Origin of the sequence: Cohnella endophytica (assembly GCF_003628305.1) — a bacterium.
Lineage (GTDB): Bacteria > Bacillota > Bacilli > Paenibacillales > Paenibacillaceae > Cohnella > Cohnella endophytica.
On record NZ_RBZM01000002.1, the window covers coordinates 57,982 to 70,537 of the forward strand.

At 53.8% G+C, this 12,556-nt stretch carries 11 protein-coding genes; all 11 read right to left on the reverse strand.

Features of this window, described 5'->3' with window-relative positions:
- Positions 1–58 precede the first annotated feature (58 nt).
- Positions 59–808 carry a LutC/YkgG family protein gene (locus D7Z26_RS02410; protein WP_120974466.1) on the reverse strand — a complete coding sequence of 250 codons (750 nt, stop codon included), beginning with the start codon at positions 806–808 and terminating at the stop codon, positions 59–61.
- Positions 798–2,333, reverse strand: a complete 1,536-nt coding sequence (locus D7Z26_RS02415; protein ID WP_120974468.1) for a LutB/LldF family L-lactate oxidation iron-sulfur protein — start codon at positions 2,331–2,333, stop codon at positions 798–800. The genes D7Z26_RS02410 and D7Z26_RS02415 overlap by 11 nt, the downstream gene beginning before the upstream one ends.
- Positions 2,330–3,058 (reverse strand): (Fe-S)-binding protein, encoded by a 729-nt coding sequence (locus D7Z26_RS02420; RefSeq protein WP_120974469.1) that lies wholly within the window; start codon positions 3,056–3,058, stop codon positions 2,330–2,332. Before D7Z26_RS02420 ends, D7Z26_RS02415 begins: the two co-directional genes overlap by 4 nt.
- 132 nt (positions 3,059–3,190) lie before the next feature.
- Positions 3,191–3,958: a DeoR/GlpR family DNA-binding transcription regulator gene (locus D7Z26_RS02425; RefSeq protein WP_120974471.1), complete on the reverse strand. Its 768-nt coding sequence runs from the start codon at positions 3,956–3,958 to the stop codon at positions 3,191–3,193.
- 22 nt (positions 3,959–3,980) lie between these two features.
- Positions 3,981–5,459, reverse strand: coding sequence for a rhamnulokinase (locus D7Z26_RS02430; protein ID WP_233566565.1), 1,479 nt, complete (start codon positions 5,457–5,459; stop codon positions 3,981–3,983).
- 26 nt (positions 5,460–5,485) lie between these two features.
- Positions 5,486–6,748 (reverse strand): L-rhamnose isomerase, encoded by a 1,263-nt coding sequence (rhaA, locus tag D7Z26_RS02435; RefSeq protein WP_120974475.1) that lies wholly within the window; start codon positions 6,746–6,748, stop codon positions 5,486–5,488.
- Between the two features lie 21 nt (positions 6,749–6,769).
- A complete protein-coding gene (locus D7Z26_RS02440; RefSeq protein ID WP_120974477.1) occupies positions 6,770–7,141 on the reverse strand; it encodes a sensory rhodopsin transducer in 372 nt (123 codons plus the stop codon).
- 16 nt (positions 7,142–7,157) lie between these two features.
- On the reverse strand, positions 7,158–9,227 hold the full coding sequence (locus D7Z26_RS02445) for a bifunctional aldolase/short-chain dehydrogenase (RefSeq protein WP_120974479.1): 2,070 nt from the start codon (positions 9,225–9,227) through the stop codon (positions 7,158–7,160).
- 188 nt (positions 9,228–9,415) lie between these two features.
- Positions 9,416–10,375 carry a class II fructose-bisphosphatase gene (gene glpX, locus D7Z26_RS02450; RefSeq protein ID WP_120974481.1) on the reverse strand — a complete coding sequence of 320 codons (960 nt, stop codon included), beginning with the start codon at positions 10,373–10,375 and terminating at the stop codon, positions 9,416–9,418.
- A 341-nt stretch (positions 10,376–10,716) separates the two neighbouring features.
- Positions 10,717–11,874, reverse strand: coding sequence for a metallophosphoesterase (locus D7Z26_RS02455; protein WP_233566566.1), 1,158 nt, complete (start codon positions 11,872–11,874; stop codon positions 10,717–10,719).
- A gap of 97 nt (positions 11,875–11,971) precedes the next feature.
- Positions 11,972–12,538, reverse strand: a complete 567-nt coding sequence (locus D7Z26_RS02460; RefSeq protein WP_120974482.1) for an RNA polymerase sigma factor — start codon at positions 12,536–12,538, stop codon at positions 11,972–11,974.
- Positions 12,539–12,556 lie beyond the last annotated feature (18 nt).

A 12,556-nucleotide genomic window follows, 5' to 3' on the forward strand; every position in this document is an offset into this window, starting at 1 on the left:
CCTCCTTCTGCTTAGGCTGTTCTCGCCGCGAATCGGCTATTGCGGTTACGATCTCGACTTATCCGACGATAAGCGCATAGACGACGCCCGGTCCATGGACGCCGATCGTCAAATCGTTCTCGATGTCCGCCGAACGGCTAGGCCCGGAGATGAAGTGTATGCCTGCGGGCAAGTTCTCGCGTCCGCCCTCGTCGAAATGGACCATAATCTCTCCCAGCCGCGTTTTCAACCGTTCGAGCGGAATAATGGCAATAAGGACAGTGGGAAGCAGGCTTACCGAACGCCCTTTATCCTTAGATGAACGTACGGTGATCGATCCGGTGTACGCCGCCGCGTAATCTGCCATTACGATTCCGATGTCGGCTTCCGCGGCCCGGGCTTTCCAATATAATGGCCCCTCGCCCGCGGTCGTTTCTTCATTCCATACCGACACACGTGCATCCGGCAGTTCGCTTTCCAGCTTCAACGCGTCTAGCTCCGGTTGCTTGTTCCGGATGACGTATTTCGCGCTTAGCGACCTCGCTTTTTCCGTGATGAACCGTTTCGCGTCGTCCATCGTGGCGAGCCTTTCGACGTGTCCGCCCGCGCTTTTGAAGTTCGACGTGAAGTTCTCGATCCGTTCCTCTTCGCTCCATTCGTACGCGTTCCAGAAGTCCGGCGCTCCCCGGTAGGGATGACGGGGAGGCTCGCTCACCATCGGGCGGCGCAGCTTCTCGGATATGCCGTTAATGAACCTCGTTTGCTTGGAACGGGATTCCGCTTCCATCTCTTGCAGCCATTGCTGATGCGTCTTCGCATTAGTGTCCATGTCCGTGCCCTCCTGCTCCGTTCGCCCTTTCCTTCACGATTCGCTCCATTCGGCTTTTCACGTCCGGCGCCATTTCCTGCAACCCGCCGCGGATTTCCGCCTCCAACGTACCCCATTGGTCGCGGAACGATTTCTTAGGCAGGCTCGGCGTAACGCGATAGCTATTCCAGCCTTTAAGCGGGCCGACTTTAATCCGAATTTCACCCCGACGGGCTACGAGCTTCTGGCCGAACTTGCCGAGCTTCAATACCGCATTGAAGCGACCAGACTTGGACATGACCGTCGCGAAGCCCTTCATACCAGCGGCTTCGATCTTGTCTCCGTGCCCGGCTTCGATTTTGCGACGTCGCAAATAAATCAGCATCTCGTGCAGCGGGATCTTGACCGGACACGCCTCGTAACATGCGCCGCACAAGCTCGAAGCGTTGGCGATATCGTCCCATTCGGCGACGTTTTTCTGCAAGGAAGGCGTGAGCACGGCACCGATCGGTCCGCTATAGGTTCCTCCGTAGGCATGTCCGCCGATATGTCTATAGACCGGGCAAGCATTCAGACATGCGCCGCAGCGGATACAGTTCAACAGCTCTTGGAACTCCGGGTCGCCGAGTTGAAGCGAACGGCCATTGTCCACGATAATGATATGCATCTCGTCCGGACCGTCCGCGTCCTCCGATCGGCGCGGTCCGGTAATGCCGGACATATAAACGGTCAACTTTTGTCCGGTCGCGGAACGAGGAAGTAACGTGGCCATGACCTCGAGATCTGACCATGAAGGAATGATGCGCTCCATGCCCATCAGCGTTATCTGCGTTCTCGGCACCGTCGTGACCATCCGCGCGTTGCCCTCATTTTCGAACAGCACCATGGAACCCGTCTCCGCGATCGCGAAGTTGCAGCCGGTCATGCCGATGTCGGCTTCGAGAAATTTCTGACGAAGCTTGCGCCTTACGTATCCGGCCAGAATCGAAGTATCGGGCTCTAGCTTTTCTCCCGCATCCTCGGACAACAGATCCGCGATCTGGTAACGATTTTTATGAATGGCGGGAATGATAATGTGCGAAGGCGTTTCACCCGCTAATTGGATGATGTATTCGCCTAGATCCGTCTCGACCGCTTCCACGTCGATCGATTCGAGCGCGTGGTTCAAGTGCAACTCTTCCGTCACCATCGATTTCGATTTAACGACCGACTTCGCTTGTTTGCGCTCGGCGATCGAAAGCGAGATGTGGACGGCCTCTTCCGCCGTATCGGCGAAATGGACGTGAACTCCGTTCGCGCGGGCGTTCTCCGTGAATTGGTTCAAGTAATAGTCGAGATGGGCAATCGTATGAAGTCTGATTTGCTTGCCGCGCTCGCGCCATTCCTCCCAATTGCCGTGTTCCTCCATCGCTTTGAGCTTACCGTTCTTCAACCGCTCCGTCGTGAACTTCACGGCTTTGCGCAAGAAGTCGTTGTTCAACGCGAGATCCGCCCGTTCTTTCACCGTCGCCCCACCGGAATGATCGTGTCCTCCCGTTCCGCTCATGCGTGCTTCACTCCTTCATATAACAGTTCCGCCAGATGCATGACCCGGACCGGCTCGTTACGATAACGCAAATTACCGGCAATGTTCATTAGACAGGCCATATCGAGACCGACGAGTACTTCGGCTTCCGTTTCTTTCACGTGATCGACCTTCTCCGTAACCATCGCACCCGATATCTCCGACATTTTTACGGCGAACGTTCCGCCGAAACCGCAGCAATCATCCGCAAAAGGCAACGGCACGAATTCCAAGCCTTTTACATTGCTCATGAGCGCCATCGGCTCGTCTTTCACGCCGAGCAGTCGACTTCCGTGACAGGAAGGATGATACGTGACCTTGTGCGGGAATGTCGCGCCGACGTCCGTTACGCCTAGCACCTGCACGAGAAATTGGGTGAACTCGTAGGATTTGGCTTGCAAAGCGATCGCCTTCTCATGCATGACGGCATCTTCTTCGAACAGCTTCGGGTAATGATGGATCATGCCGGTACAAGAACCCGATGGCGAAAGAACGAAGTCGCAATCTTCGAAAGCTTCGATAATGGTGTGCGCCGTCGCCCGGGCTTCCTTCCAATACCCGCTGTTAAAAGCCGGCTGGCCGCAGCAAGTCTGCACCTTCGGAAACTCCACTTTCACGCCGTATTTAGCCAGCAATCGAACCATCGCTTCGCCTACTCGCGGGTAGATCGCATCGCTCAGGCAAGTTATGAATAAGGACACTTTCATAAGGCACCCCTTTTCCGCTTCTGCATTCATGTTTTAATATTATATCAGGTTATCAGACAAGTTTGTTAAGGAAAAGACTATCCCAACCGAATTTATCGTTTCGGTTGGCGATAGTCGAAGCAAATCGATAGGTTACACGGTAATAACGGTAATTCCGCGATCTTCGAGCTGTCCGATCGTTTCCCTCGGCATGCGCTTATCGGTGATGATCACGTCAACCTGAGACAAATCCGCGACGTGCGTAAACGCTTGAACTCCGAACTTGCTGGAGTCCGCAAGTAGCACTACCTCGTCCGCCATGCCGATCATCCGCTGCTTGATTCGCGCTTGCAATTCGTTCGATTCGCTTATGCCGCGATCGAGATGAACGCCTTTGCACGACAGAAATACTTTATCCACATGATACGCATCCAGCGACCTTTCGGCCAATGGTCCGACAAAGGAAAGCGAACGCTGAGCAAGAATGCCTCCGGTCGAGATGACCTCGATCTTCTCTTTGTTGCTGAGCTCGGTAGCCACTTTAATCGAATTCGTAAGCACGGTAAGCGAGATGTCCGGCACGTCCGCCGCCATATACCATGCGGTCGAGCTCGCATCCAGCAAAATCCGATCCTTAGGGGAAATCCGCTTGATCGCTTCGAGGGCGATCCGCTTTTTCTCGTCCGCATTCGTGATTTCCCTTAAGGCGTAAGGAATTTCCGGTTGCATCGGCTGCGAATCCTTAACGCTTACGGCGCCGCCGTGAGACCGACGCAATCGTCCGGCCTGCTCCAGACGGTCTAGATCCCTGCGGATCGTCTCCTCCGTCACCTGGCACAGCTCGCTCAGTACGGATACCCGAATGCTCCCTCGATCGTTGACCAGGCTTACGATTTTCTCATAGCGCTCCGCGACTAGCATTTTAGACCTCTTCCCTATTCCTTTATCGTAACCCGATCCCCGTCAATGCGCTGAAGCGTTCATAGGCTTCATTCCACGCTTCCGCATCCTCCGGTTCATAATCCGTGACCGGGAAAGACGCGCGAATCGCGCGACGGGCATCTCCTATATCCGAGAACTCTCCCATAGCGATCCATTGAACGGCAAGATTGCCGATGGCGCTGCCTTCCGAAGGACCCGCCCAAACCGTCTTGCCGATCGCATTCGCCGTCCACTGGCAAAGCAACGTATTCTGAATGCCTCCGCCGACCATATGCAGTCCGGAGAAGCGATGACCCGATAACCGTTCGGTCAGTTCGAACACATGGCGATACTTGAGCGCCAAGCTTTCCAGAATGCAACGTACGATCTCGCCGTCCGTTTCCGGCGGAAGCTGTCCCGACTGTCGGCAATATTGCGCGATGCGCGCGGGCATGTCGCCCGGCGGCAGGAACAAGTCGTCGTCCGGATCGATAAACGCGTTAAACGGCTTCGTACCCGCTGCCATCTGTACCAATTCGGGAAAGGAGTACGTTTTTCCTGCTCGCTCCCACTCTCTTCGGCACTCTTGCAGAATCCACAACCCCATGATGTTCTTCAATAACCGGTAAGTGTCCGCCACTCCGCCTTCGTTAGTGAAGTTCAATTTTTGCGCGAGCTCATGGAGAACCGGTTTATCGACTTCCGTACCCATCAACGACCATGTTCCGCAGCTTAAGTAGGCGAAAGCTTTATCCGTTGCGGGAACCGCGGCCACGGCCGAACCCGTGTCATGTTCCGCCACCGCGTACACGGGAATCGACGGAATGCCCAACTCATCGCAGACAGAAGTCCGCAGGCGACCCGCAAGCTGTCCGGGCTTTAGAACATCTCCGAACCAAGAAGCCGGGAAATCCAGCATCTTCAACAACTCCGCATCCCATTTATCCGTTGTCGGATTATACAATTGCGTCGTCGTCGCGTTCGAGAACTCGTTGTGCATTTCTCCGGTCAAGAAGTAACGCAGCAAATCCGGAATCATGAGCAGGCGATGGCCTTCCTTCAGCCATGGGGAGTTCGCTTGCTTCAACGCGTATAATTGATAAATCGTGTTGAACGGAAGGAACTGAATGCCGGTGCGGGAGAAAATAACCGAAGCGGGTATTTCGGCGAACAAGCTTTCCATCGCGCCTTCGGTATGACTGTCCCGGTAATGATACGGATTGCCGATCAATTCGCCGTTCTTGCCGACAAAGCCGAAATCGACCGCCCAGGAATCGATCGCCATGCTCTTCAATTCGATTCCCCGATGTTTTACTTTCAGCAAGCTCGTCTTAATCTCGTGATAGAGTCTAAGTATGTCCCAATGCAAGCGGTCGCCCACCTGCACCGGGTCGTTGGGGAAGCGATGGATTTCCTCGACTTCGATCTTGCCGTCCTTTAGCCGGCCGAGCAGCGCCCTTCCGCTGCTCGCGCCGAGATCAATCGCGAGTATGCTCGTCACGTTGCATCCCCCTTGCCTTTCTTCTATTAAGAGCCGCGTTTCAGCAGCACGTCTTGTTCGTAAGCTTTCACGTCGGCAAGCCATTCCTCGCGAACGGGAACGCCCATTTTCTCGCAATAGTAATCCCAAACCGCGCCGAACGGATACGATTTGAATTCCTCGGTCAGAGCCAGGCGAGTCGTGTAATCGCCGGCCAATTCGGCTTTCTTGAGCGTTTCCACCGGATCGAGCATGCCGCGTAGCAGTGCTTTGATCGTGTTGCGCGTGCCGATGACCCATGCCGCGACGCGGTTAATGCTCGCATCGAAGAAATCGAGGCCGATATGCGTCTTGCCGAGCAAGTCGCCGCGTACGAGCTCGCGGCCGATGTCGATCAGCTCGTCGTCAAGCGTGACGACGTGATCGCTGTCCCATCTCATCGGGCGGCTGACGTGCAACAGGATGCCATCCGCGAACAAGGCGAGCGAAGACAGCTTATTCGAGATCACTTCCGTCGGGTGGAAATGGCCCGCGTCGAGGCAGATGAGCTTGTTATTCTGAAGTCCGTAGCCCATGTAGAATTCATGGGATCCAACGACGTAAGCTTCGGAACCGATTCCGAACAGCTTGCTTTCGACCGCGTCCAGATTGTGCGCGGGATTCAGTTCTTCGGAAAATACTTCGTCAAGCGAATCCTTCAATCGCTGTCTAGGTGCCATGCGATCGACCGGAGCGTCCTTGAATCCGTCCGGAACCCATACGTTCGTGACGCAAGTCTGTCCGAGCTGTTCGCCGATATAGGCGCCGATCTTGCGCGACGCTTTGCAATGGTCGATCCAGAACCGGCGAATGTCCGGATCCGGATGGCTTAACGTAAATCCGTCCTTCGATTTCTCGTGAGAGAAACAAGTCGGGTTGAAGTCCATCCCGAGTCCTTGCTCCTTCGCCCAATCGACCCACTTCTGAAAATGCTTCGGTTGCAGCTGATCCAATTCGACTTTCTCGTCGGTGTCCACGTAGATCGCATGAAGATTGACTTTATGCTTGCCGGGAATCAAAGAAAAAGCTTTTTCCAGATCGGAGCGAAGCTCTTCGGGAGTTCCGGCAGCCCCTGGGTAATTACCCGTTACCGAAATACCTCCCGTAAGTGCTTGATCCTTGTTCAGAAAACCGCGCACGTCGTCGCCTTGCCAGCAATGCATCGAAATTTTGATTTTTTCCAGTTGCTCCAGCGCTTGATCGACGTCGATTCCGTGTTTGGCGTATTGTTGCTTCGCCGATTCGTAGTTGCTAAGGACTTGAGATGACAAGTTGCTTCCTCCCCCATCGGGTCACTGAATTGGAAAAGCCATAACGGACATTAACGCGTTCTCCGCCTGAGTGGAATCTAGGCGGCTATATTGCACGATAACCGAGACATCGCTTTTGACTTCGATGGCGTAAGGAACACCGACCGGAATCGGCATCCCATCTTGTTGCAGCGAGCTGGTACGAATATGTTTCGTTCGCCTTGCGCCTACGACGACCATGATTTTCTCCATCGGATCGCGATCCTCGAAAAAAATCGTGATTTCAAGTAGCGCGTCCTCCGACGAAGTGTTCAACACGCAGATGGATTCGTGGCTAGTCAAATCTCCTGAACTGGTCTCGGGTATATAACCGTCGGGAATGTACCAAAGCTTCTCTCCCCGTTGCTTGTACATGGATGTCGCCTCCGGATTAGCGCGTGAACGCCGCCGGCACGCCGCCGTCGATCGTTAACATGCAGCCTGTCGTTTTGTCGGATTTCGAGGATGCGAAGAACGCGATGCCTTCCGCGATATCCCTCGGATAGATGTTAACGAGAAGCGTCGTGCGCTTGCGATAGTATTCTTCCAATTGATCGGGCTCGATGCCGTATGCCGCTGCTCGTTCGTTCCTCCAGCTGCCGTTCCAGATCGCGGAACCTTGAAGTATCGCATCCGGCAAAATCGTGTTGACGCGAATTCCGAACTCTCCGCCTTCGGCTGCGATGCAACGCGCAAGGTGGGCTTCCAACGCTTTAACGGAGCTGTACGCGGAAGCGTTCTTGCCCGCATAGACGGAGTTCTTGGAGCCGATGAACACCATGTTGCCGCCGATCGCTTGGGTTTTCATGAGCTTAAACGCTTCGCGTGCGACTAGGAAGTAGCCCGTTCCGAGAACGTTCATGTTCAAGTTCCATTCTTTCAAAGACGTTTCGTCGAACGGACTCGAAGTCGCAAGGCCCGCGTTGTTGACAATGATATCCACGCCGCCGTATGTCAAAGCCGTCGTCGCATATGCGGCTTGCACGGCTTCCTCGCTCGTTACGTCCATCTTCACGGCAAGCGCGCGGTTCTCGCCCCACTTCGCGTTGATCTCCGCCGCGACTTTCTCGGCGCCTTCGAGGTTCAAATCCGCCAGCACGACGTGCGCGCCCTCGGAAACGAGTCTGCGTGCCGTTTCGCTGCCGATTCCGCCCGCGCCGCCGGTAATAAAAGCGACTTTGCGCGAGAATTCCGCTTCCGCAGGAGCCAACGACAGCTTGTAAAGCTCGAGCGGCCAGTATTCTACGTTATAGGATTCGTTCTCTACGAGCGATACGAAATTACCAAGCGCGGTCGCGCCTCTCATAACGGCGATCGCGCGGTGATACAACGCTCCGCTCACTTGGCTCATCGCCCAGCTCTTGCCGGTGTTGATCATGCCGACGCCCGGAATCAGAATAACGCGGGGAGCGGCTTCGAACATGACGTCTCCCTCGTTCTTATTGCGTTCGAAGTAAGCGGCGTATTGTTGCTTGTATGCCGCTATGCCTTCTTTAAGCTTCGCCTTCAAGCCATCGATATCCTCCGCGTTCGGCTCCCAATCGATGAACAACGGAACGACTTTCGTGTGAACGAGATGGTCCGGGCAAGCAGCTCCGACTTGGGAAAGCGTCGCAGAATCTTTGCCGCCGACGAATTGCAGCACGTCGTCCGCATCGTCGAAGCTCAGAATCATTTTTTTCGCATCGCTTACCGCTCCGCGAATCGTCGGCATCACTTGCGAAGCTACGCTGCGGCGTACGTCCGCCTCAAGCGTTGGGTATTTCGCGCCGCCGAATACTTTCGCTTCGACGATACGGTTCTCGATGAAGCTCTCCGCCTCGGAGATGATCTTGATCGTTTGCGCGTAACATGCTTCGGAAGTATCGCCCCAAGTGACCAAGCCGTGCTTCTCCATCAGAACGAGCTCGGCGTTCGGGTTGTTAAGCACGCCTTCGGCGATCATTTTGGACAAAGTAAATCCGGGACGAATATAAGGAACCCATACGAATCGGTTGCCGAAAATCTCTTCCGCCAGTTGCTTGCCGTTATCCGCGCAGCAAAGGCTGATAATGGAGTCCGGGTGCGTATGGTCTACGTGTTTGAACGGCAGGAATGCGTGAAGCAACGTTTCGATCGAAGCGCGCGGGTGCTTGGAATCGATCATGCAATTCGCCAGGTACGCGACCATGTCTTCGTCGGACATTTCCGCTTTCTCGAACAGCGGACGAATGTCGTCCAAGCGCAAGCCCGTGAAGTTGCCGGCTTTCATCGAAGCCAGGTCGGATCCGCTTCCTTTCACGTACATCACTTCGGTATCGCGGCCGCGGAAATCTTGCACGACAGTTTTCGTCGACGTATTGCCTCCCCCGAAGTTGCATACCCGGCGATCCGCGCCGATGATGTTCGAACGATAGACGAGCTGATCCAATCCGGTTTGTTGCTCAGATGCTTTCGATGAGTCCCACAAGCTTTGTACCATGAAGAATACCTCCGAATGATTGGTTTTTTGTCTGTTTGTTTGTATTTTATCACACCCGTTTATGTTTGAATAGTTTTAAATCAAACACAAACAAAGAAGTTTGTTTCTTGAATAAAAGGAAAACGGCGATCAGAATATACCTGATCACCGTTCTCTTGTCGACGTCCTTCGTATTCAAAGAATAAAGCTCATAAAAACTGCTTATTCGGCAAGTAATGCAACGCCCGGATAAACCGAATCGTCCTCGTTTTGGCTCGCATGACGATCGAATTCGTCTCCGCGCGATCGTCCGGCAAGTAACGAACGCCGCCGAGAAACTCGCCGGGAGTTACGCCGGTAGCGGCGAAGATGACATCCTCCGAGCCGATCATGTCTTCCATAGTTAACACTTTGTAGGGATCGTCGATCCCCATCTGCAGGCAACGCGCGTATTCGTTCGCATCCGAAGGCATAAGCCGTCCTTGCAGTTCCCCTCCTAGACATTTGAGCGCGGCGGCCGCTAACACGCCTTCGGGAGCTCCTCCCGATCCGACGTAAAGATCGATGCCCGCCTCCGGGAATGCCGGAGCCATCGCCCCCGCCACGTCGCCATCCGAAAGAAACTTGATCCGCACGCCAACGTTGCGCAACGTTTTAATAATAGCTTCATGCCTCACTCGATCCAGGATCATGACCGTTAGCTCGGATACGTTCTTATTCAGCGCGTCCGCAGCTTTTCTTAGCGTCGTTTCCATCGGGTCGGTCAACTTCAGCTTGCCGACGAGCTGCGGGCCAACGGCCAGCTTCTCCATGTACATATCCGGTGCGTGCAACAGATTCCCCTTGTTCGCAACCGCAATGACGGACATCGCGTTGTTCAAGCCCTTGGCGACGATTTCCGTGCCTTCGAGCGGATCGACCGCAACGTCCACCTCGGGACCGTTCATGCTGCCGACCTGTTCGCCGATATAGAGCATCGGCGCTTCGTCCATCTCTCCCTCTCCGATCACGACCGTGCCTCTAACCGAGATCGAGTCGAACATAGCCCTCATCGCGGACGTAGCCGCTCCGTCTGCGTTTATTTTATCCCCGCGGCCCATCCAAGGCGCGGAAGCCAATGCAGCAAGTTCCGTTACCCTTACGATTTCCAGCGCCAATTCTCTCTCCATCGAAAACCCTCCATTAGCGATAAATGATTTATATATTGTATATCATATAATTATTTATGACACAATAATAAATGTAGATTTTAAATATAATGATCTAAACTCTGCATTTATGACACGCTACATTGGAGCCACTCTTAATTGGAAAAGCACAAACATAGAATTATGTTAATATGCAAGTCGAAAATGCCGACGAGAGTAGTGTGCAGTACGCTCACAGCGTGCTGCACAGCGGATTGGACTGAGGATTGACATTCTATAAATCTATCTCAACAACAATAAAAGCCGCGCTTAAGGTCATGAATTGACCCTAAAGCGCGGCTTTATCCGCTTACCCTGTATACTTACGGCAACAGCTTAATCTCTAGGCGAATAATCTCGCTTCGGCTTCCGATTCGAATGGCTGGTCCCCACGATCCGAAACCGGAGGAGACGACGACATGCATCGCTTCCTTCCGCATGTAGCCCCAGTCGAGCTCGAACAATCTTCTCGTAAAGAGGTGGTTCGGAGCAAATTGCCCCCGATGCGTATGTCCGCTAAGCAGAACGTCCGCCCCCGCCTCCGCGGCCTCCGCGAACTTAGTCGGCTGATGATCGAGCACGATAATCGGCTTGTTATGATCCAACCCGCCCAACAAATCGCCGATTACCTCTCTGCCGCCGAATGGACCGCCCTCCGCCGTTTTATCCTTCCGACCGACGACGGTTATCGCATCCGCGACTTTAACCGATTCGTCCCTCAACACTTGAATGCCGATGGCGTTCATTTGTTCGATATAGCTGTCGATATGCCCGCCGTAATATTCATGATTTCCGAGTACCGCGAGAACGCCGTGCTTCGCCTTTAATTGACCTAGCAACTCTCCCATCCGATTGCGGATAAACGGTTCGATAGAATCATCGATGACGTCCCCGGGAAGCAGAATCAGGTCGGGCTGCATCTCGTTTACCCGTTTAAGCAGACGACGAAGATGCCTGCGGCCAACGATGTTGCCCAAATGAATATCCGATGCGACGGCAACGGTCCATTCCCGCTGACCGTTCTCGCCGGCGGACTTATCGATCGGAAGCTCGTACGTACGAACGATCGGACTCCAAGCGTTCCGGGAACCGACGATGAACAGCAAGGCAAGCGCACCCATGACGATGCTTCCCGCGTAGATCGAATAGTCATCGATATTCCAACCGGCAATACGCGGAACCAGACCGATTAAATCCTCCAACAAAAACAGGATCAAACCGGTTTCCATGATGAAAATATAATAAGCTCCCACGATTTTCAATAGCCTTCCAGCGGGTTTAATAGCATGGGGAAGCGGGACGCGTCCCAAAATATAACCGTAAGCGATCAAGCCGAAGGGTACCCAGAACGCCCAAGGCGAGAAACTAACTCCGACCAGCTTAAACCACTCCGTCACATGCCAACCGATGTAGATGTTGATTCCGGCGTAAACCGTCAGCAAAAACGTGAAAAGAAAAATAACGCGCCTGTTCATTTTCATCTCTATGATACTCTCCCTATCTCCCTATGAACGTACGCATAAATTATAACATAGAGAGCGCCCCTAACCGAAACCGGCAGGGGCGCTCGTTCATGCTTTATCTTTCCAACAATAAACCGTGCGGCCAATCGCGCATGATCGCCCGTGACCAGCGTTCCACGTCCAAATTCACGACCTTGCGGTCTTCGAGAAGACATTGGCGGCTGCGTAAGAGCTCCCGGGTACGGAACAGTACCGACTTGACCGCGGAGGTCGTACAATCCATCGCGTTCGCGATCTCTCGCATCGTATAGCCGAAGTAGTGGAACAGCAACCAGATTTCGATATTCCTGCGAGGAAACCTCTCGGCTAACCATTCCATTGCGCTCCGCACTTCGACGTAATTGTTGTCGACGCTAAACGTATCCAAATAATCTACTGTAGCCAGGCGCCTTCTCTTTTTCTTGCGGCATTCGTCGATCCACAGATTACGCGCGACCCGAACCAGGAAGGGTTTCACTTCTGCGCGCGGCGCCGTATGAAGGAAAAATGTCAGCGACTTCAATAAAGTGTCTTGAAATAGATCGTCCGCATCCCATCGCGATTTCGTTAAAAAAAAGCAATATTTCTGCAAGTCCTCGAGGTGCGGCCGGATCAGCGCTTCGTAATCCGGGAAGGCTTCCACGCCGGTCCCCTCCTTTCA